The organism is Streptomyces sp. NPDC005551 (assembly GCF_042871785.1).
Lineage (GTDB): Bacteria > Actinomycetota > Actinomycetes > Streptomycetales > Streptomycetaceae > Streptomyces.
Genome location: NZ_JBIAJE010000011.1, coordinates 191,866 through 212,772, shown reverse-complemented (window position 1 = coordinate 212,772; position 20,907 = coordinate 191,866). Strand labels below are relative to the sequence as shown.

The window sequence follows — 20,907 nt, the reverse complement described above, 5'->3', positions numbered from 1 at the left end:
ATGACAGCGGGAACGGGAAATCCTCCGTCCGCCGGGCACGAAAGACACGAACCGCCAGGTCGGCGCACTGACGCCGACGGACCGGTTCGGCACCGGGCGCGGTGGGGAAATGGCTACACTTTGGGCCCGGCGCTGCCCGAATCGCGGGCGCACGCGTCTTTTCGTTCCGACCCTTTTTTTCCGGGGCAGCCGATGCCCCAGACCCGAGGCGGCCCCATGACCTACGAGCCTATTGCCGTATCCCCGCACGAGGATTCCGGATACCAGCGACAAACGGCAGGGCCCGGCGCGGAGCCGTCCCCGGATGAACCGGCAGCCTACGAGCCGCCCATGCTGGTCGACCTCGGCCACGTCCGCGAAGTGACCCTCGGCAGTTCCCCCAGCGGCGCTGCCGACGCCAACGCCCAGTACTACTACTGAGACCGCGGACAGCTGTCATGCCCCGTCCTGCGGCACCCGCCGCGTCCCCCGGCATCCACTGCCCACCCTCCGCCCTCCCTCCTCCGCACGGCCCCACCCTCGCCGGACTCCTCTCACCGACACCGCCCCCGCCACCGGGCTGGGCCACCGGAGTGTGGCCCGGCGAACGCCGCCTGTGGTCCTGGGGCCCCTGGCACCCCGGCGAGGTGCGCACCGCCCAGTGCGCACACGCACGGCTCGTCGCGGTCGGCCAGTGCCTCGCGGACGAGCCGACGATGGCTCAGGACCTGCGCGGCGCGGCGCAAGACGGCCGCTGGGAGAGGCTGACCCGGTGGCCGGGCGCCTACCTGCTCATAGTGATCCAGGACGACGGCCACCTCACCGCGTACGCCGACCCGGCGGGCCAGTTTCCCCTCTACTACGCCCAGCACGGCCACAGCACGGCCCTGTCCACCCGGGCAAGGACCGCGGCGATGCTGTCGGGAACAGCCGCCCACGTCGACACGGCAGCACTCGCCGCGCAGATCTTCTGCCCCGCCGTACCCGAACTCACCGAAGGAAGAACGGCGTTAGCCGGTGTCCGCCGCCTCGGCGGCGGCCAGGCCCTGAGGATCGAACCCTGCGGCACTCTCACCCACTGGACGTACGACGACCTCGGCCCCGACCCCGCTGCGGGGTTCGAGGAAAGCGCGGACCGCCTGCGGTCGTCGCTGACCCGCGCGGTGACCCTGCGCACCGGCAGTGCCCCGCGGCTCACCTCGGACCTCAGCGGCGGACTGGACTCCACCTCGCTGGCCTTCCTGGCCGCCCGCACGGCCGGCCGGCCCCTGGACGCCTTCGTCTACCATCACCCCGACGCGCCGGCGGGCGACCTCGAACACGCCCTGGCCTACGTCGAGCGGACCCCCGCGATCCGGCTGGCCGTCACCCGGGGCACCGAGGCCGCACTGCCCTACAGCGCCATGCACACGCAGCGCCCCACCGACCAGCCCGACCCGGCCGCGGTGATCGGCGCCCGCCTGCGGCTGCGACTCCAGCACATCGCGCACGGTGGCCCCGGCATCCACCTGACCGGCGAGGGCGGCGACGCCCTGCTGGCGGCACCGCCCTCCTACCTCGCCGACCTCGCAGCCAGCGCCGGAGCGCGCCGGCTCGTCCACGACGCGCGTGCGCTGGCCCGGATGCGGCAGCTCTCCCCGGCGAGCCTGGTCGTGCGGGCCCTGCGCCTGACGCGCACACCCGTGCACAAGGCACTGAGGGAACTGGCGACGCTGCTGGACCACCCCCCGCACCACCCGCCGCAGTGGGCGGACGCGGTCGCCTGGTGGCCCGCCCCGGGACCCGAGACGGCCTGGCTGACCACCGACGCCCGCCGCCACCTGGCCGAACGGGCACAGGAGTGCGCCCACGCGGCCGGCCGCGCGCCCGCACCCGTGACACCAGGCACCCGGGCCGTCCTGTGCGAGCTGCGCAACTCCGCAGCCGTACAGGCCCAGTTGACCGCCACAGCCCGCGCGTTCGGGATCTGGCCGCAGGCCCCCTTCCTGGACAGCGACGTCGTCCGGGCCTGCACCCGCCTCCCACTGCCGCGCCGCACCGACCCGTACACCGCCAAGCCGCTGCTGGCAGCCGCGCTGAGCGGACTGGTCCCGCAGCCCGTGCTGCGGCGCAGGACCAAGGGCGACTACGCGGCCGAGAACTACCGGGGCGCCCGCCGCTCAGCGGCCGACATCAGAGCACGGCTCGCCCGATCCCCGTTGGCCGACCTCCACATCATCGAACCGTCGCGGGTGATCGCCTCACTGGACCGCGCGGTCGCTGGACTCCCGGTACCGTTCCCGGCGCTCAACCGCCTGCTCGCAGCGGACATGTGGCTGACGGCCCACGACAGCGCGCAGGAGCGGCGATGACGCGGCTGCGCGCCTCCGAGCACGTCCGCGAGAGCACCTCGCCCCACGGCGGCAGCGTCCTGCTGGACGTGCGCTCGGGCCACTGCTTCGCGATGAACCCGATCGCCCGGACGCTGTGGCGGGAATGGAGCCGCAGCGGGGACTTCGACTCCGCGGTCCTCGTCCTGGCCCGCCGCTACCCGGACCTGCACCACGACCGGCTCCGCGGTGACGCCCGCCGGCTCGCCGACGACCTGATCGGCCGCGGCCTCCTGGCTGCCGGAGCCCCCGCGCCGACAACCCCCGCGGCGGGGATCCGCGAGCAGGCGAACCCGGCCGCAGCGCCCCCGGCTCCCGCCGTACGCGCGGCTTCCGCTCCGCCCGCGGCGCCCGCACCGGCGCGGTCCCCGGCACCCGAGCACGGGAGGGCCGCCGTGCCGGGCCCGCCCGGGGCCCGAGCCCCGCTGCCGGCAGCGCAGATGACCATGGCCGCCTCCCCGGTGCGGGCGGACAACGCCCGCACCGTCCGCGGCGCCGTGGCGGCAACCCTCGGCCTGCTCGGCCTCCTCGGGGCCCTCCTGCTGATCCGGCTGCCGTTGCGTGCCGTCCTGCGCACCGTGACCTGGACCGCACACGCCTGGTGCCGGCGGGAGGCGACGCCGAGTCAGGCGGCCGCCTCGCTCGCCGCGGTCCGGCGCGCCGCCCAGCTGTATCCCGGGCGGGCCGCGTGCCTGGAACTCTCGCTCGCCACCCTCGCGGTCCTGGCGTTCACCGGCCGGCGCGCGGTGTGGTGCCTCGGCACGGCGGACGACCCCTACCGCTTCCACGCCTGGGTGGAGGCGCAGGGAGTCCCCGTCACATCACCCGGCGAGTACGGCAACGCCGAATTCCGTCGCGTCCTTTCCGTGTGATCACGCATTGCGCGACCGGAACCGGTGACGGGCCGCCGCCCGTGATCCCTTCCCGCCGTACGCCGTTCAATTCGCACACGCCTGACACTCCGGAGCGCTCACTACCGGATAGTTCCAAGAGCGCCGCGGAGAATTCGAGTGGATTCCCCTTCAGTGACCAGGCTTTGTGCGCTAACCTGACAAAGCGAAGGGGCGGTCACCGGTCACCCGGCAACCGCCCCCCGCAGGGATCGGACCATCCCTCAGACGCGCGGCAACAGCGCGTCGAGCAGTGTCGTGTCACCGTGCCCATGAGTCGTCACACTCAGGAGCACGAGGACGATGACGATGATGACCATCCGCACGTGCTGCCAGTGCACGGAGACCGTCCAGCGGGTGGTCATCGTCATTTCCATGCCCATCCGACTTCACCTCACTTTCCCACGCGCCGACACCCTTTCCCGGGGATACGGGAATGCGGCATCGACTCCGTGTAAAGACCAGTGTTGCCGCCGATCCACCGGAAGGCAATGGGCCTTTGACGGACTCTCATGTGCACCAGGATCCCCATTTTCTGGTCCCGCTCCTGTGTGTACTTCGATTTGCTGGAATGCGGTGGGAAGTCGATGACGGCGGCTCGTTAAACGAAAATTGAGACCGCTCTCCGTCCGCCGCTTCACCCGCGCGGGAGCGGCACGGGCAGCCCTCCCGCCCGGGCGGCCCCGGCGGACCGCTCTTCGCCCTCGGTCCGTGCCCGGCAGCGCCGTGCCGCCCGAATTCGAAGGCGGACCGAGGGTGAGCGCGGGCCGCGCGCATCGAATAACGCGACGTACGAGACGCGGTGCGGCGGCTCCCGCACACGAACGGGCACCCCACATCCCTGCGGTGTGACGTAAGTCACCTTGCAGGATGGGTGTTTGGGTGCTGGGAAGCCGGCGCTGACGGTGCGTCGGCGAGGCCCGGTCCGGCCGTACCGTGCGTGGCGGGAACAGGTCCGCGGATCGCGGGATCAGGGTGCCGCGGCGCGGTGGCGGATCGCCGTGTGCTCGGCGGCCGGCCGCCCGCGCGGCTCAGGTGATGCGCAGGGCCAGGACGGCGAAGTCGTCGCCCGGTGGTACCGGGCTGTAGCCGAGGACTTCCTCCTCGAGCGCGGCGACGGTGGCGGCGGCGGACGAGCGGTGGGTACGGGTGAGGATGTCGCGGATGCCGTCCTCGCCCAGAGTCAGGCGCAGGCGGGCCGGTGAGGTGCTGAGGTCCAGGTCGGCGTAGGCGGCCGTGCAGAAGCGCTGGGCGGGGTGGTCGGCGACGATCGCGGCGTTGACGGCCCGCAGGACGCTGCGGGATTCGGGGTCCCACCGCCGGGCGGCGCGGGCGGTGTGCCGCACCAGGCCGGTCAGGGCCGCGGCCTGGGGGCCCCTTGCCGCAGACGTCGCCGATGACCAGGCCCCAGTGGTGGGGACTGGTGGGGACGATGTCGTAGAAGTACGGAACGCACACGCGGACGGCTCCCACCCTGCGAGCAGGGGAGGGAGCCGTCCGCGTGTGTCGGGGTGTTGCCGCCTGGCGTGTTACGCGTGACGGTGGCGCTTGCCGGTGACGAGGCGGTAGATGGCGAGCAGGATGACGGAGCCGAGGATCGCGGCGATCCAGGTGGAGAGTTCGAAGAACCCGTCGATGGAGTCGACGCCGAAGACGACCTTGCCGAGCCAGCCGCCGAGCAGGGCGCCGGCGATGCCGATGAGCATGGTGATGATGATGCCGCCCGGGTCCTTGCCCGGCATCAGGGCCTTGGCGATGGCGCCGGCGAGCAGGCCGATGATGATCCACGCGATGATGCCCATGCTGTGTCTCCGTCTGATCGTGTAAAGACTGTGTCAGCACACCGTCTGCACCGTCCGCGCCCGAACAAACGTCTCCTTCGTATTGCGGTCCCGCCGGCCGCCGGTCCGGAAGGACGGCGAGCCGGCGTCCGCACCCCGCACGGGCCCGGCGCCGGCGGACAGGCCGGGCCGGGCAGGGCGTTGACAGCCCGTCACGGCGGGATCGCGTCGAGCACGTCCCGCAGGCGCCGCAGCACAATCCCCAGCTCGCCCCTGGGCGGCGTGGCGAGCGCCAGCCGCAGTGCCCGCGGACGGTGGGCGCCGGTGGCGAAGGCGTCCGCGGTGGACACGAGGATGCCCGCCCGGGCGAGCAACGCCGCGACGTGGTCCGGGCGCTGGTGCGCCTCCAGACCGAGCCAGACCAGGTAGGAGACGGGATGCGCCGTGAGAGACATCCCGGCGAGCGCGGCGCGGGCGATGCCCTGCCGGGCGGCCGCGTCACCCCTGCGGTCCTCTTCCCAGCGGGTGACGCTGCCGTCGGCCAGCCAGCCGGTGGCGAGCGCGGTCATGAGTCCCGGAGCACCCCAGGCCGCCACGCGCAGGCTCCTGGTGACGGCCGCCACGTGGTGGCCGGGCAGGACGGCGAAGCCGAACCGCAGACCGGCAGCCACGTTCTTCGACAGTCCGGCGACGTAGCAGGTGCGTTCGGGAGCGAGGGCCTGAAGGGGAGGAGGCGCCGACGCTTCCAGGAAGGCGTAGGTGCCGTCCTCCAGGATCACGCAGTCGTGTGCACGGGCCAGGGTGACAAGACGCTCCCGCTGTTCCTCGTCCAGGACCCAGCCGAGCGGGTTGTGCAGGGTCGGCATCGCATAGATCACGCGGACGGGCCGCGTGCGGCACAGGCCGTCGAGCGCGGCGAGGTCGGGCCCCGACGCCGTGACCGGGACCGGCACCATGTCGAGCCCGTGGGCGGCGGCGAGCAGCTTGATGCCGGGGTAGCTGAGCGCGTCGACCGCGATGACGTCACCGGGCACGGTCAAGGAGCGCAGCACGCAATCGAGCGCCTGCTGGGCGCCGTTGGTGAGCAGGACGTTCGCCGGCGCCGTGTCGATCCCCCGGCCCAGCAGGTACGTCGCCACGACAGCCCGCTCGCGCAGCCGCCCGCCCGGCGGGTCCTGGCGGAGCAGCGCCCCGGCCTGCCCCGAGACGGAGAGCTCCCGCAGCGTCTGCCGCAGCCGGGCGGCCTGGCCCTCGTCCTGCGGCTGGTTGAACGACAGGTCCGCGACCCGCGGCACCGGCAGGACACGCGAGGGTTCGAGGCCGTCGTAGGCGGGCCGCACCCGCACGAACGTCCCGCGGCCCGGTTCCCCCACCACCAGGCCCATGGCGGCGAGTTCGGCGTAGACCCGGGTGGCCGTGGCCAGGGCGATCCGCCGTTCGCGGGCGAGCGTGCGGTGCGTCGGCAGGCGGGCGCCCGCCTGCAGCGCGCCGGACCTGATGTGCGCGGCGAACTCGTCGACGATCGCCTTGTAGGACGCCGGCCGCACGGACACCGTACCCGTCTGTATCCAGGACAATGAGTGGACCGTCACAGATTACGGCTCCTAGCGTCGGCTGCGTCCCAGCCCAGACGGAACGGAGCGGACGTCATGACCGTCCACATCGACCGGGACGAGCACGTCGTCACGGTCACCATCGACAGGGAACACAAGCTCAACGCCCTCGACTACCCGACGATCGACGCGTTGCTCGCGTGCCTGGACCGCGTGGAAGCCGACGACTGCGTCCGGGCGATCGTCCTGACCGGCGCGGGGGACAGGGCCTTCAGCGCCGGCGCGGACATCGAGTCCCTGGCGGGGAGCATCGCCGGCGGGCCCGAGCGCGCCCTCCGCGAGATCGTCCGGCGGGGCCAGGCGCTGACCCGGCGGATCGAGGAATTCCCCAAACCGGTGATCGTCGCCGTCAACGGCCTCGCCTACGGCGGTGGTTGCGAGATCACGGAGGCGGCTCCGCTGGCGATCGCCGCCCAGCACGCCACCTTCGCCAAACCGGAGGTCTCCCTCGGCTTCCCGCCTCCCTTCGGCGGCTCCCAGCGGCTGCCGCGGCACGTGGGCCGCAAACGCGCCCTCGAGATGATCCTGACCGGCGATCCGCTCCCGGCCGCCCGGGCCGCGGAGATCGGCCTCGTCAACGCCGTCGTACCGGGCGGGGAGCTCCTCGACACCGCAAGGGATGTGGCCGACCGGATCGTCCGGCACGCGCCGACGGCGGTGGCGGCCTGCCTGCGCGCGGTCACCCGCGGCGTCAACCTGCCCATCGACGAGGGACTCGCCGTCGAGGCGGCCTGCTTCGCCGCCACCGTGCCCACCGACGGCGTACGCGACGGGCTGCGGCGATTCCTCGACCGCCGGGCCCCAATCCGCTGAACGACACCCGCCCGGACGGCGCCGGACCCGTCGGCGAACCGGCGCAGTACGGAAACAGATGTCGGCTCTGCCGCGTCCGCGGCCCCGGGGGCATCGTCGCCGGCTGCGCCGGGGGCGGCTCGGCCGGAGCGCGGGCGGGGGACCGCGCCCGGCCCGTCACCTCGCCCCGGCCGCCGCCCCGCCGTCCGCGGGGATGCCCAGCCGGTCGGCCAGGGCGGCGAGGGCCGCGCCCAGCGGAAGCGCGACGCGGGTGACGGCGTGCGGGTCGCCCCGGGTCGGGTCCCGGTTGATGATCAGTACCGGCTTTCCGTCCCCGGCCGCCTGGCGGACGAACCGCAGCCCCGACATCACCGTCAGCGAGGAGCCCAGGACCAGCAGCGAGGCCGCCTCACGCACCAGCGTGCGGCAGTGCTCGACCCGCTGCGGCGGAACGGCCTCGCCGAAGAACACCACGTCCGGTTTGAGGATGCCGCCGCAGACCGTGCAGGGCACCACGCGGAAGTCCCCGACCTGCTCGTCGGTGAGGTCGGCGTCCCCGTCCGGGTTGACTCCGGCGGCAACCGGCGCGAAGCCCGCGTTGGCCTCCTCCAGCCGCCGGGCCAGTGCGCGGCGCGGGCTCAGGGCGCCGCAGGACAGGCAGACGACCCGCTCCAGGCTTCCGTGGAGTTCCACGACGCTGTCACTGCCGGCGGCCTGGTGCAGGCCGTCGACGTTCTGGGTGATCACACCGGTGAGCAGGCCGTGCCGCGCGAACGCGGCGACGGCCCGGTGCCCGGCGTTGGGGCGGGCGCGGCCGAAGGTGCGCCAGCCGAGGTGGCTGCGCGCCCAGTACCGGCGCCGGGCCGCGGCACCGGCCGTGAAGTCCTGATAGGTCATCGGGGTGTGCCGGCTCAGGCTCCCGCCCACGCCCCGGTAGTCGGGGATCCCCGACTCCGTGGACAGGCCCGCCCCGCTGAGGACCAGCACACCGCCGGCGCCCAGCGCCCGGGCGACCGGTTCCAGGTCCGTGGTGCCCGGCGGCAGGTCCCCGGTGGGGGTCCAGCTCAGAGTGGGACGCATCCGCATGCCGCAAGGGTACGGAACACCCCCCTCAAGCAGAGGTGAGCGCGGCCCCGGACCCTGATGCCGGCGACGCCGTCCCCTACCCTGGGGCGTCAGACGCCGGTTGCCGGCGGCGTCCGCTGCGGGGAGGCGAGGGTGTTCGGTAGGCGCACGCGGTTGCTCGCGGGTGCCTTGGCCGTGGCCTGCACGGTGCTCCTCGGCCCCAGCACCCCGAGCGGGGTCCCCTTCGCCGGACCGCTGCCCGTGGACGCCGCGGACGTCGTACCGAACCGGGTCATGACGTGGAACATCTGCAACCCCTGCGAGGCGGACAACGCCGACCGGGCGGCGGCGATCGCCACGTACGCGCCCCAGGTCATCGGCCTGCAGGAAGCGTGCGTGCGGGACGTCGAGAGGATCCGGGACCATCTGGAGAGCCGGTACGGGCTGGTCTACCACGTCGAGTACGGGACGGTGCTGCGCGACTGGGGACGCTGCGGGGGAGCGCTGTGGAGCCCGGGGGCCTTCGGCCAGGCGGTTCTGTCGGCGGCGCCGATGACCGGCGCCGTCAGCGTGGAGTACCCCGACGGCGGCTCCGAGGACCGCGGGTACATGGCCGTCACCACCACCGTGGGCGGCCTTCCCGTCCGGGTCTTCAACACCCACCTCGCCCAGCGGCGCCAGGAGACGGTGCGGGCAGCCCAGACCGGCGTACTCGCCGCAGCCGTCGCCCGGTACGACCGCGCGATCGTCCTCGGCGACTTCAACGCCGTGCCGGACGCCCCCGAACTGGCCGGGATGTGGGCACTGGCCGCGGACACGGACCCCCGGTGCAGTCCCTCGTCCGCCGGCACGTGCGAGCCGACGACCGACTGGCAGAGCACGTTCGACTACGTCTTTCTGCGCGGCCTCGCACCGCTGGAGCACCGCGTGCATCCCACCCCGTACTCCGACCACCACCTGCTCCACGCGGACCTGCGGAGCGTCTCCCGTCCCCGGCCCGGAAGCCCGGGCGGGGACGGCACCGCGGACACCGCGCGCCGCGTGCGGCAGCGGTGATGCGGATGTCAGGCGGGGAATGGCATCAGGACGATCGGTGAGGACGTCGGCTCGGGTGAGCCCCCGGCGGGCTCGAGGGTGAGCCCCATGCCGGACGCGTCGCCGACCTGCCCGCTCATCAGGACGGCGGAGACGGCATCCCGGGCGTTGATGAGTCCGGCCGGCCGCATGGTGCCGCCGTCGCGATCCGCCGGTCAGCTCTTGGGCATCAGGACGGTGTCGATGATGTACACGTTGGCGTTGGCGGTCTTGACGTTGCCGCAGACGACCTTGGCGGAGTCGTTGACGGTGTAGGACTCGCCGGAGCCCGAGACGGTCAGCTCGGACTTCTCCAGGGTGGGGTAGGAGCCGCTCTCCAGGTCCTTGGGCGTGAGCTTCTGGCCCACGACGTGGTAGGTGAGGATCTTCGTCAGCTGCGCCTTGTCGGCCAGGACCTTGTCCAGGGTGGCCTTGGGGATCTTCGCGAAGGCGTCGTTGGTCGGCGCGAACACGGTGATGTCCTCGGCGTTGTTGAGGGTGTCGACCAGACCGGCCTTCTTGACGGCGGTCACCAGTGTGGACAGGGCCGGGTTGTTGGAGGCGGCGGTGGCGACCGGGTCCTTTGCCATGCCGTTGAAGGAGCCGGCGCCGTTCTTGGGGACCGTGGAGCAGGCCGGGCCGAACGGCTCGTCCATGGCGGCCGTGTCGGCGGGGCTGTCGGTGGCCTTCTCGCTCGCGGCGGAGGAGGACTTGCCGGAGCTGGAGGAGGAGGTGTCCTTGCCGTCGTCCGAACAGGCGGTCAGGGCGATGGGCAGGACGGCGGCGGCGGCGACGGCTACGGCGGCACGGCGGATACGGGTGTTCATGAGATGTCTCCTGTTGGGATGTGAACGGGGATCTTGAGATGTGATGCGGAGGTTGTGATCGGGGATCAGAGGGGAGGGGCGCGTCGTGGAGGGGGGCGGGCGCGGTCAGCCGACGGTGGCCACCCGCGGGCGTGGTCAGTCGACGGTGACCACCACCGAGTGCCGTCCACTGGCTCCGTCGGGGATGGTGCGGGTGCGCCGCTGGGTCTGGGTCCGGCCGGTGCGGTCGGTGGCCCGCACGGTCAGGGTGTGGGCGCCCCGGGTGGCCTTCCAGGGCAGGGACCACTGGCGCCAGGTGTCGCGGGTGTCCTCGGCGGCCAGGTCGGCCCGCTGCCAGGGGCCGTCGTCGATGCGGACCTCGACGTTGTCGATGCCGCGGTGCTGGGCCCAGGCGACCCCGGCGACCATGACGGTTCCGGCCGCGGGGCGGGCGAACGGCTTGGGGGTGTCGATCCGCGTCTGGGTCTTGATGGGCGCCCTGCGGGCCCACTTCCGCTTCACCCAGTACGGGTCGTAGGCGTCGAACGTGGTGAGTTCGATGTCCTCGATCCACTTGCAGGCCGACACGTAGCCGTACAGGCCCGGCACCAGCATGCGGACCGGGAAGCCGTGCTCGAAGGGCAGCGGCTCGCCGTTCATGCCGACCGCGAGGAGCGCGTCACGGCCGTCCATGACGTCCTCGACCGGGCTCCCGATGGTCATGCCGTCGACCGAACGGGCCACCAGCTGGTCGGCCGGGCCGCCCCTGGCGGGCGGTTTCACTCCGCATTCGGTCAGGAGGTCGGCGAGCCGTACGCCGATCCAGCGGGCGTTGCCCACGTACGGGCCGCCGACCTCGTTGGAGACGCACGTCAGGGTGATGTGCCGCTCGACGAGTTCACGGCGCAGCAGGTCGTCGAAGGTGAGAGTCATGGGGCGGCTCACGCCCTTGCCGTGAATCCGCAGCCGCCAGGTGCCGGCGTCGACCTTCGGTACGACCAGCGCGGTGTCCACCCGGTAGAAGTCCTTGTTCGGTGTCACGAACGAACTGACGCCGGGGATGCGCAGCTGAGCCCCTTTCGGCACCGGGGCGGCGGCCGACGCCGGAGCCGGGAGGACCAGGTTGTCGCGTGAGGCCACGGCGCTCTGGCCGCGGGAGTTGTTGAGCGTCCGCCCGACGGCCCCCGCGGCGGTGGAGGCCGTCGCGGCGGCGGTGGCCGCGATGATGAACCCGCGCCGGTCCCAGCCTGCTTCCCGCGTCGCGGCGGCCGGACCGGCCGGCCCGACGGCCGCGGGGGTGTCCCCGCGCGGCTGGGGGTCCGGCGCGGGCGTGTGTGCGGCCCCGGCGGGGCCAAGCCTTCCCATCAGCACGTACAGCACGCCGGCCGCGGCGATCGCGCCGACCGCGGAGGGAAGGGCGTCCGTCCAGCTCGTGGAGTCGGGACGGCTCGTCGCAGCCCACGCGCCCACCACTCCGAACAGCAGCACGCCCGCTGCCCCGGTCCTGCGCCGGTATGCGGCCAGTACTCCGAGAAGCAGGGCGAGAGCCGTCAGGGCGGCCAGGATGCCGAGCTGCAGGACGAGTTTGTCATTGGTGCCGAAGTGGCGGATCGCGTAGTCCTTGACCGCGGCCGGTGTGCGGTCGATGGCGGCGGACCCCACCGCGACCACGGGTCCTGCCTGCGGCCGCACGGCCGCGGACACCAGCTCTGCGACCGCCAGCGCCGTGTAACCCGCCACGAGGCCGCTGACGGCCCCGAGCAGACAACGACGCCGGGCGGGCTGGGCCCTCGGCACTTTCCGGTCTTCGCTCACATGGGGAATCCGGCACGGACCGGCTCTTGGATTGGCCGCTCACCCCATCGAAGGAACCTGGGTTTCGGACCAAACCTTTCGCCGCGCAGCTTCGTATCAATCACGCCGTGAGCTGGTCAGTGGTGTCCCGTGCCGGTGCCGGTGCCGGTGCCCGTGTGGTCCTGGTCCTGGTGCTGTGCGGCGGGGGCGGGGCGGCCGGTGGTGGAGAGGGTGAAAGCGGCGGTGCGGACGGTGCCTCGGTGCTTGAAGTCGAGGAAGAGGCGGTAGGTGCCGTCGGTGGGGGCGGTGGCCATGAAGGAGATGCCGGGGCCGGGCTCGGTGGTGCCGTCGCCGGGTTCACCCTCGGGGTGGACGTGGAGGTGGGCGAGGTCTCCGGCGCGCAGGGCGACCAGGTGTCCGTAGGCGCCGAGGTAGGGCTCGAGGTCGGTGACGGGCTTGCCGTCCTTCGCGACGCTCAGTGCCAGGCCGGTTGTCCTGCCGGCTGTGAGGCCGCCGTCGAGGGTGACGGTGTAGCCGTCGACCTCCGCCGTGGCCTTCTGCGGGGGCAGCTCCTGGGGCAGGTAGGAGCCGGCGGCGGCGAGGTCCGCCCCCAGCGTGAGGGGCCCGGCTCCCCGCCCCGCCGGGGTGAAGTCGGCGAAGACGCGGTAGTCGCCTGCCGCGGGCAGGTCGACCGGGGTGCTCCAGGTGCCGTCGGCGGCCCGGGTCGGGTGCAGGTGGCGGTAGGTGTTCAGATCGCGTGAGGCCACGATGAGGTGCAGTTCCCTGTCGTGGGCGGTGGTGTAGCCGGTGACGGCCCTGCCGGCCTCGTCCTTGACGGCGAAACGCACAACCGTGGTCCGGCCGGCGGTCAGGCGGGGGGTCAGCAGGTCGAGGGTGTACCCGTCCTGGGAGATCTGCAGTCCGCCCGGGAGGGGCGGCGTCTGCCCGGTGGGCCGGCCTTCGTGGTTCCTCCCGTCTCCCTCCCGGTGAGCGGCGTGCGGGGCGGTGGCGGCCTCGCCGGTGAGCGGGCCGGCTGCCGCTCCCATGCCGTAGGCGCCGGTGAAGGCCACCGCGAGGGCTGCGCCGTAGAGGCCGGTCTTGGCTGCGGTGTTCATGGTGATCTCCCGTGACATGCGTGCGCCGGAGCGGCGCGCTGGAGCCTTCGATGGACCAGAGCATACCCCCGGGGGGTATCAATGCAAGCGGGGCCGGAGATTGCTTTTCCATACGGGGCGGGGGTATACCTGGATCACTCGACGATACCCCCATGGGGTATCCATCTCCGTTGGAGGACCACATGTCTTCGTCCTGCTGCTCCCCGGACAACACCTGCTCCACCACCGCGGCTTCGCCGGTGACCACCGGCGGCGTCCGCACCGTGTACGCGGTGGCGGGTATGACCTGCAGCCACTGCAGGGACACGGTCACCAAGGCGGTCGGCGCCGTGGACGGCGTCGCCGGCGTCGAGGTGGACCTCGCCTCCGGCCAGGTCACCGTGACCAGCGCCGCCGACCTCGACGACCGGGTGATCGCCGCCGTCGTGGACGACGCCGGCTACCAGGTCACCGGCCGCGCGGCCTGACCCGCTCCCCGCCCCTTCTTCCTCGTCCCGGGCCCGCCGGGGCCCCACGAAGGCCCCGGCCGTCCGCCGCCACCAGGAGCACGCATGAGCACCGCAGCCACCACCACCGTCGCCGCCGTCGCCGCCGAGGTCGAACTCGCCATCGGCGGCATGACCTGCGCCTCGTGCGCGGCCCGGATCGAGAAGAAGCTCAACCGCATGGACGGGGTGAGCGCCACGGTCAACTACGCCACCGAGAAGGCCAAGGTCACCTTCGACGCCTCGGTCCCGGTCGAGGACCTCATCGGCACGGTCGAGGCCACCGGCTACACCGCCCGCGTACCCGAACCCTCCCGGCCGGATTCCGGCACGGGCGCGAGAGCCGACGACGGGAGGCCGGGCGCCGACGACGGGCTGCGGCCGCTGCGTCTGCGCCTGGTGACCGCGGTGCTGCTGTCCGTGCCGGTCATCGCGATGGCGATGGTTCCGGCCCTGCAGTTCGACTACTGGCAGTGGCTCTCCCTGACCCTGGCCGCGCCCGTGGTCACCTACGCGGCCTGGCCCTTCCACAAGGCCGCGTTCACCAACGCCCGGCACGGCGCCGCCACCATGGACACGCTGATCTCTGTCGGCACGTCGGCGGCGTTCCTGTGGTCCCTGTGGGCGCTGTTCCTCGGCACGGCGGGCATGCCCGGGATGACGCACCCCTTCGAGTTCACCATCGCCCGCTCCGACGGCTCGGGGAACATTTACCTGGAGGCCGCGGCCGGTGTGACGGCGTTCATCCTGGCGGGCCGCTACTTCGAGGCACGGTCCAGGCGAAAGGCCGGCGCCGCGCTGAAGGCGCTGCTGGAACTGGGCGCGAAGGACGTCACCGTGCTACGCGGCGGCCGTGAGGAGCGCGTCCCGACCGGCGAGCTGCGGGTGGGGGACCGCTTCGTGGTCCGGCCGGGCGAGAAGATCGCCACCGACGGCACCGTCGTCGAGGGTTCCTCCGCGGTGGACGTCTCCATGCTGACCGGCGAGTCCCTCCCCGTCGAAGTCTCGGCCGGCGACACCGTCACCGGTGCCACCCTGAACGCCGGGGGCCGCCTGGTCGTCGAGGCCACCCGCGTCGGCGCCGCCACGCAGTTGGCCCGGATGGGACGGCTGGTCGAGGACGCGCAGAACGGCAAGGCCGCCGCCCAGCGCCTCGCCGACAGGATCTCCGCCGTGTTCGTGCCCGTCGTCATCGCGCTCGCGCTCGCCACGCTCGGGTTCTGGCTGGGCAACGGCGCGGGTCTCACCGCCGCGTTCACCGCCGCGGTCGCCGTACTGATCATCGCCTGCCCGTGCGCCCTGGGCCTTGCCACGCCGACCGCGCTGATGGTGGGCACCGGCCGCGGCGCCCAGCTCGGCATCCTGATCAAGGGGCCCGAGGTCCTGGAGTCGACCCGCGAGGTGGACACCATCGTTCTGGACAAGACCGGCACCGTCACCACCGGCAGGATGACCCTCTTGGCCGTCCACACCGCCGACGGCGGGGAGGAGAACGAGGTCCTGCGGCTGGCGGGCGCGCTGGAGCACGCCTCCGAGCATCCCATCGCCCAGGCCGTCGCCCAGGGCGCCGCAGCCAGGGCCGGCTCCCTGCCCACCCCCACGGACTTCGCCGGCATTCCCGGACTCGGCGTCCAGGGAATGGTCGAGGGCCACGCCGTCCTCGTCGGGCGCGAGAGGCTGCTCGCCGAGTGGGCGATCGAACTGCCCGCCGCGCTGAAGGAGGCCAAGGACCGGGCCGAGGCGGCGGGGCGGACCGTGATCGCGGTGGCCTGGGACGGGGAAGCCCGCGCGGTCCTGGAGGTCGCCGACGCCGTGAAGGACACCAGCGCCGAAGCCGTCACCCGCCTCAAGGCCCTCGGGCTGACGCCGATCCTGCTGACCGGCGACAACCGGGCCGTCGCGGAAGCGGTGGCCGCCGAGGTCGGCATCGAGCAGGTCGTCTCCGAGGTCATGCCCGAGGACAAGGCCGACATCGTCAAGCGCCTCCAGCGTGAGGGCCACAGCGTGGCCATGGTCGGCGACGGGGTCAACGACGCGGCCGCCCTCGCCCAGGCCGACCTCGGCCTGGCGATGGGCACCGGCACCGACGCCGCGATCGAGGCCGGCGACCTGACCCTGGTCCGCGGTGACCTCAGGGCGGCGGCCGACGCGATCCGCCTGTCCCGCAGGACGCTGGGCACCATCAGGTCCAACCTCTTCTGGGCCTTCGGCTACAACGTCGCCGCCCTGCCGCTGGCCGCGGCCGGCCTGCTCAACCCGATGATCGCCGGAGCGGCCATGGCCTTCTCCTCGGTCTTCGTCGTCGGCAACAGCCTGCGGCTGCGTTCCTTCCGCGCCGGCGGCTGAGCCCCGCCCGCCTCCCCCCGCCCCGGCCACCCGGGCGGGGGCGACGGCACGTCCGGCCGCCGACCCCGTACCGAATCATCCGTCCGCCCGTCTGGGACAATGTCCGCCCGGACCGGAAGAGGCCCTCGGCCTGCGAAGACGGACAGGTCTTTGCCGGCGTCGGACGACGGTTACGGGGCAGACAGGCACAGGCACGCGGTCAGGTGACGTTCGGGTGCGTGTACGACGGAACAGTGGCCGCGGGGCGGGCCGGCGTGAGGGGACGGGTATCGCGTGGAGCGTTGGGACGAGGCCGGCCGCGGACCGCAGGTGCCCGCGGCCGGCAGCGACGTGTTCGCCGCCGACCGTGAGGTGGGCGGGGATCTCGCCGCGGTGGACTGGGCGGCCACACCCCTCGGCCCACCGCAGCAGTGGCCGCAGAGCCTGCAGACAGCCGTCAGCATTCTGCTGTCCTCCCGGTTTCCCATGTGGATGGCCTGGGGCGAGCAGCTGACCTTCTTCTGCAATGCCGCCTACCGGCGTGACACCCTCGGCCGCAAGTACCCCTGGGCGCTGGGCCGCCCGGCGAACGAGGTGTGGGCGGAGATCTGGGACGACATCGGCCCGCGCATCGAAGCCGTGCTCAGCACGGGCGAAGCCACCTGGGACGAAGGGCTGCTGCTGTTCCTGGAGCGCTCCGGCTACAGCGAGGAGACGTACCACACCTTCTCCTACAGTCCCCTGCGCGACGACGCCCGCAAGGTGGTGGGCATGCTGTGCGTGGTCAGCGAGGACACCGACCGCGTGATCGGCGAGCGGCGCATGGCCACCCTGCGGGACCTGGGCTCGGACCCGAGCGTGATCCGCACCGAGCAGGAGGTGCTGGCCTTCGCGGACCGGCAGCTCGACCGCAATCGCAGGGACCTGCCCTTCACCCTCACCTATCTCTTCGACGGCGCCACGGCGCGGCTCGCCGGCGCGGCCGGCATCGGCGCGGGCCATCCGGCCGCACCGCTCACGCTGCCCCTCGACGACCCCGCCGCGCTGTGGCCCGTCGCCGCTCTGAGCAGGGGGGAGACCGCCCTGGTCCCGCTCACCGGCGACGCCTTCGCGGACCTGCCCCGCGGCGACTGGCCCGAACCGCCCGAGCAGGCGCTCGTGGTCCCGCTGCTGCAGCAGGGCGCCTCCCCCTACGGCTTCTGCGTGGCGGCACTGAACCGCTACCGCGTGCTGGACGAGAGCTACCGGGGTTTCGTCGAGCTGACCGCGGGACACATCGCCTCCCGCATCGGCAGCGCACGCAGCTACGAGGCGCAGCAGCGGCGGGCCGAGGAACTGGCCGAACTGGACCGTGCCAAGACCACCTTCTTCTCCAACATCAGCCACGAGTTCCGGACCCCGCTGACCCTGATCATGGGACCCCTCGGGGAGCTCCGCACCCAGCTCGCCGGCACCGGAGAGCACGTACGGGAGGAACTCGACGTCATCCACCGCAACGGACTGCGGCTGGGCAAGCTGGTCAACACACTGCTGGACTTCTCCCGCATCGAGGCGGGCCGCACGCAGGCCCGCTACGAGCCGGTCGACCTGGCCGCGGTCACCGCAGAACTGGCCAGCGTGTTCCGCTCGGCCGTGGAGAAGGCGGGGCTCGCCTTCGAGGTGTCCTGCCCGTCCCTGGACGAGCCGGTGTACGTCGACCGCGGCATGTGGGAGAAGGTGATCCTCAACCTGCTGAGCAACGCGCTCAAGTTCACCTTCGACGGTGCGATCCGGGTGGACGTGCGCGGCGACGGCACACACGCCGTGGTCACCGTCGCCGACACCGGGATCGGCGTGCCGGAGTCGGAGATGCCCCGGCTGTTCGAGCGGTTCCACCGCATAGAGAACGCCCGGTCCCGTTCGAACGAGGGAAGCGGCATCGGGCTGGCCCTGGTGCAGGAGCTGATCGGCCTGCACGGCGGAACGATCACGGCTGAGAGCACGGAGGGCGAAGGCACCGCCTTCACCGTCCGGCTGCCGCTCGGGACGGCTCATCTGGCGCCCGGCTCGGTGGCGGAGGCCACCGGCCCCGCCGCGGCCTCCGCCACCGCCGACCCCTACGTCCAGGAGGCCCTGCGCTGGCTGCCGGCGAGCGAGCCGGCCCCCGCGGCGCAGGACACCGTGCGGCCCGGGGCGGACGACACCGAGCCCAACCCGCAGCCCGGTGTCCTCGCCCGGGTGCTGGTGGCCGACGACAACGCCGACATGCGCGAGTACCTCACCCGCATCCTGGCCAAGGCGGGATACGAGGTCACCACCGTCAGCGACGGTGCCGAGGCCCTCCACTCCATCCGCCGCGACACCCCCGACCTCGTCGTCAGCGACGTGATGATGCCCCGGCTGGACGGGCTGGAACTGGTGGCGCGGCTGCGCGAGGACCCGCGTACGGCCTCGGTACCCGTACTGCTGCTGTCGGCCAGGGCCGGGCAGGAGGCATCGATCGAGGGACTGCAGGCGGGCGCCGACGACTACCTGGTCAAACCCTTCGCGGCCGCCGAGCTGCTGGCCCGTGTGCGCGCGAACGTCGAACTGGCCCGGCTGCGCAGCCATCACGTCCGCTGGCGGACAGCGCTCATCGACTCCCTCCAGGAGGCCTTCTTCGTCTGCGACGAGTCGGGAGCCGTCGTGGAGATCAACGCCGCGTTCACCGACATCCTCGGCCACGGCCCCGAGGACCTGCCCTACGCACCGGTCCACCCCTGGTGGCCCGACGCCGCCACCGACCCCGACGCACACCGTCAGGTCGGCGAAGCCTTCGCCGACCTGCTGGAACGTGCGCAGGGCTCCTACACCGTCCCCGTCACCCACCGCGACGGCCACCGGCTGTGGGTGGCCGTCACCTACAACAAGGCCCAGGACCCCGACACCGGACGCCGGGTCACCGTCGGCACCTTCCGTGACGTCACCGCCGAGCACTACGCCGTCCAGCGCGAGACCGCACTGGCCGCCGTGAGCACGTCCCTGTCCCGGGCCGCCAGTCTGCCCGAGGCGCTGTCCGGCGCCCTCGCCGAACTGAAGACCCTGTGGCGCGCCCGCAGCGTGGTGGCCGCCGTCTTCGCACGCGGGGACGTACCGGCCCTCACGGCCACCGACCCGGACCTGCGGTGGGAGGACCTGCCCACGGAACGCCGGGACGCACTGACCGGACTGCGCCGGCAGCCCCCGCTCACCCCGGTCGTCGAAGGCACCGGTTCCGGTGTCCTGCTGGAACACCCCGACGGACCGCTCGCCGTGTGGATCGACCTGGGCGAAGACCGCCCCTTCACCTCCGAGGACCAGCTTCTGCTCTCGCTGCTGGCCGGTCATCTGGCGCAGGGCCTGGTCCGGGCCCACCAGATCGACCAGCAGCGCGAGACCGCCATCGCCCTGCAGCGCGCCATCCTGGGCCCCTCCACACTCCCCGCCGGCTTCGCCGTGCGGTACGAGCCCGCGACCCCGCCGCTGGAAGTGGGGGGCGACTGGTACGACACCGTCGCCCTGCCGGACGGGCGCACGGGCATCGTCGTCGGAGACTGCGTCGGACGGGGCCTGGAGGCGGCCAGCGTGATGGGGCAGCTGCGCAGCGCCTGCCGCGCGCTGATGCTCCAGGAAGCCAGCCCCGCCAGGACCCTGATGGCGCTCGACCAGTTCGCCGCGAGCGTTCCGGGCGCCCTGTGCACGACGGTGTTCTGCGGCGTCCTGGACCCCGCGACGGGGAAGCTGACCTATTCCAGCGCCGGGCATCCGCCGGGCATCCTCGCGCACCCCGACGGCACCACCCTGCTGCTGGACCAGGGACGTTCCCTGCCCCTGGCCGTCCGGCCGGGCAGACAGCGCCCCGAAGCCGCGTGCACCCTGCCCGCGCGGGGCACGCTGCTGCTGTACACCGACGGGCTCGTCGAACGCCGCCGACGCCCGCTCGGAACCGGGATCGCCCAGGCCGGCGACGCCGTGCAGGAGGGCCGCGACGTGCCGGTCGAGGACCTCGCCACCCAGGTGATGTCACGGCTCGCACCGGACGGCGGCTACGACGACGACGTCGCGCTGCTCCTCTACCGCCACCCGGCACCGCTGGAGATGACCTTCCCGGCCGAGTCCTCCCAGCTCGCGCCGGTCCGCAAGGCGCTGCGCGGCTGGCTCGCCCAGTGCGACCTGCCCGTGCACACCGTGCAGAACGTTCTCATCGCCGCCGGTGAGGCGTGCGCCAACGCCATCGAACACGGTCACCGGCACGCTCCGGGGGAAACCGTGCGGCTGCGTGCGGAGGCCTTCGTCGACAACCTGCGCCTGACGGTCGCCGACAGCGGCCGGTGGAAGGTCCCGCAGCCCGACCTCAACCCCCACCGGGGCCGGGGTGTGGCCCTCATGAGGGCCCTGGCGCAGCAGGTCACCCTCACCCCCGGCCCGTCCGGCACCACCGTCGACATGCAGATGAGGATCGCCTGATGACCACCCCCCTGACCATCACCCCCGGCAGACGCCCGGACGGTACTGCCCGGCTGACCGTCAGCGGCGAGATCGACATGAGCAACGCCGGCTCCCTGGCCGATGCCCTCCAGGACAGCCCGGGACCCCTCGTGGTGGATCTGACGGGGGTGGAGTATCTCGACAGCGCCGGGCTGAGCGTCCTCTTCGCCCACGCCGCCCGGCTGGAACTCATCGTCACGCACCTGCTGGAGCCCGTCATCACCGTCTCCGGCCTCGACGGCCTGACCACCGTCCACGGCCCCGACAGCGGGCCGCAGCCATGACCGGTGCGACACCGCGCGCCCCCCGCGGCGACGCCCGCCCCGCCCCGGCC

17 protein-coding genes and 1 pseudogene are annotated in these 20,907 nt (G+C 72.9%); 9 read left to right on the top strand and 9 right to left on the bottom strand.

The genetic code is table 11. The features are described from left to right. The 3 genes from ACFYP4_RS29505 to ACFYP4_RS29495 are packed head-to-tail and all read left to right on the top strand — an operon-like array spanning position 1 to position 3,220. Positions 1–420 (top strand): lasso RiPP family leader peptide-containing protein, encoded by a 420-nt coding sequence (locus ACFYP4_RS29505; RefSeq protein WP_358850625.1) that lies wholly within the window; start codon positions 1–3, stop codon positions 418–420. Positions 421–437: 17 nt separating this feature from the next. After that, on the top strand, positions 438–2,330 hold the full coding sequence (locus ACFYP4_RS29500; protein WP_388789491.1) for an albusnodin/ikarugamycin family macrolactam cyclase: 1,893 nt from the start codon (positions 438–440) through the stop codon (positions 2,328–2,330). After that, positions 2,327–3,220 carry a lasso peptide biosynthesis B2 protein gene (locus ACFYP4_RS29495; RefSeq protein ID WP_388789488.1) on the top strand — a complete coding sequence of 298 codons (894 nt, stop codon included), beginning with the start codon at positions 2,327–2,329 and terminating at the stop codon, positions 3,218–3,220. Before ACFYP4_RS29500 ends, ACFYP4_RS29495 begins: the two co-directional genes overlap by 4 nt. Before the next feature lie 242 nt (positions 3,221–3,462). Here ACFYP4_RS29495 and ACFYP4_RS29490 read toward each other — a convergent pair whose 3' ends face one another. From ACFYP4_RS29490 to ACFYP4_RS29475, 4 genes are all read right to left on the bottom strand, one after another. Then, positions 3,463–3,621 (bottom strand): hypothetical protein, encoded by a 159-nt coding sequence (locus ACFYP4_RS29490; protein WP_358850622.1) that lies wholly within the window; start codon positions 3,619–3,621, stop codon positions 3,463–3,465. A 648-nt stretch (positions 3,622–4,269) separates the two neighbouring features. Next, entirely contained in the window at positions 4,270–4,722 is a 453-nt protein-coding gene (locus ACFYP4_RS29485) for a SpoIIE family protein phosphatase (RefSeq protein WP_388789514.1), read from the bottom strand. 45 nt (positions 4,723–4,767) lie between these two features. Continuing rightward, positions 4,768–5,040 (bottom strand): GlsB/YeaQ/YmgE family stress response membrane protein, encoded by a 273-nt coding sequence (locus ACFYP4_RS29480; RefSeq protein ID WP_358850621.1) that lies wholly within the window; start codon positions 5,038–5,040, stop codon positions 4,768–4,770. Positions 5,041–5,231: 191 nt separating this feature from the next. Next, positions 5,232–6,596, bottom strand: coding sequence for a PLP-dependent aminotransferase family protein (locus ACFYP4_RS29475; RefSeq protein ID WP_358850620.1), 1,365 nt, complete (start codon positions 6,594–6,596; stop codon positions 5,232–5,234). Positions 6,597–6,668: 72 nt separating this feature from the next. On the opposite strand from ACFYP4_RS29475, the gene ACFYP4_RS29470 reads away from it, so the two are divergent. After that, complete coding sequence (locus tag ACFYP4_RS29470; RefSeq protein ID WP_358850619.1) at positions 6,669–7,445, top strand: crotonase/enoyl-CoA hydratase family protein; 777 nt, start codon at positions 6,669–6,671, stop codon at positions 7,443–7,445. 156 nt (positions 7,446–7,601) lie between these two features. Here ACFYP4_RS29470 and ACFYP4_RS29465 read toward each other — a convergent pair whose 3' ends face one another. After that, positions 7,602–8,510 (bottom strand): NAD-dependent protein deacetylase, encoded by a 909-nt coding sequence (locus ACFYP4_RS29465; RefSeq protein WP_388789485.1) that lies wholly within the window; start codon positions 8,508–8,510, stop codon positions 7,602–7,604. 132 nt (positions 8,511–8,642) lie between these two features. Here ACFYP4_RS29465 and ACFYP4_RS29460 point away from each other — a divergent pair, with 132 nt between their 5' ends. Then, positions 8,643–9,545, top strand: a complete 903-nt coding sequence (locus tag ACFYP4_RS29460) for an endonuclease/exonuclease/phosphatase family protein (protein ID WP_388789482.1) — start codon at positions 8,643–8,645, stop codon at positions 9,543–9,545. Between the two features lie 8 nt (positions 9,546–9,553). Here ACFYP4_RS29460 and ACFYP4_RS29455 read toward each other — a convergent pair. The 4 genes and pseudogenes from ACFYP4_RS29455 to ACFYP4_RS29440 form a co-directional block, all read right to left on the bottom strand. Further along, positions 9,554–9,718 (bottom strand): annotated as a pseudogene (locus ACFYP4_RS29455) (anti-sigma factor domain-containing protein); the annotation flags it as partial. A 21-nt stretch (positions 9,719–9,739) separates the two neighbouring features. After that, positions 9,740–10,390 (bottom strand): fasciclin domain-containing protein, encoded by a 651-nt coding sequence (locus tag ACFYP4_RS29450; RefSeq protein ID WP_358850616.1) that lies wholly within the window; start codon positions 10,388–10,390, stop codon positions 9,740–9,742. Between the two features lie 135 nt (positions 10,391–10,525). Further along, positions 10,526–12,184 carry a molybdopterin-dependent oxidoreductase gene (locus ACFYP4_RS29445; RefSeq protein WP_358850615.1) on the bottom strand — a complete coding sequence of 553 codons (1,659 nt, stop codon included), beginning with the start codon at positions 12,182–12,184 and terminating at the stop codon, positions 10,526–10,528. A 116-nt stretch (positions 12,185–12,300) separates the two neighbouring features. Continuing rightward, positions 12,301–13,278, bottom strand: coding sequence for a hypothetical protein (locus ACFYP4_RS29440; protein ID WP_388789478.1), 978 nt, complete (start codon positions 13,276–13,278; stop codon positions 12,301–12,303). A gap of 182 nt (positions 13,279–13,460) precedes the next feature. Between ACFYP4_RS29440 and ACFYP4_RS29435 the strand changes: the two genes are divergently transcribed. The 4 genes from ACFYP4_RS29435 (at position 13,461) to ACFYP4_RS29420 (ending at position 20,857) form a co-directional block, all read left to right on the top strand. After that, positions 13,461–13,745, top strand: a complete 285-nt coding sequence (locus ACFYP4_RS29435; protein ID WP_358850613.1) for a heavy-metal-associated domain-containing protein — start codon at positions 13,461–13,463, stop codon at positions 13,743–13,745. Positions 13,746–13,829: 84 nt separating this feature from the next. Next, positions 13,830–16,109, top strand: coding sequence for a heavy metal translocating P-type ATPase (locus ACFYP4_RS29430; protein WP_388789475.1), 2,280 nt, complete (start codon positions 13,830–13,832; stop codon positions 16,107–16,109). Positions 16,110–16,574: 465 nt separating this feature from the next. Next, on the top strand, positions 16,575–20,552 hold the full coding sequence (locus ACFYP4_RS29425) for a SpoIIE family protein phosphatase (protein ID WP_358850632.1): 3,978 nt from the start codon (positions 16,575–16,577) through the stop codon (positions 20,550–20,552). Next, positions 20,552–20,857 (top strand): STAS domain-containing protein, encoded by a 306-nt coding sequence (locus tag ACFYP4_RS29420; RefSeq protein ID WP_358850611.1) that lies wholly within the window; start codon positions 20,552–20,554, stop codon positions 20,855–20,857. Before ACFYP4_RS29425 ends, ACFYP4_RS29420 begins: the two co-directional genes overlap by 1 nt. Positions 20,858–20,907: the final 50 nt, after the last annotated feature.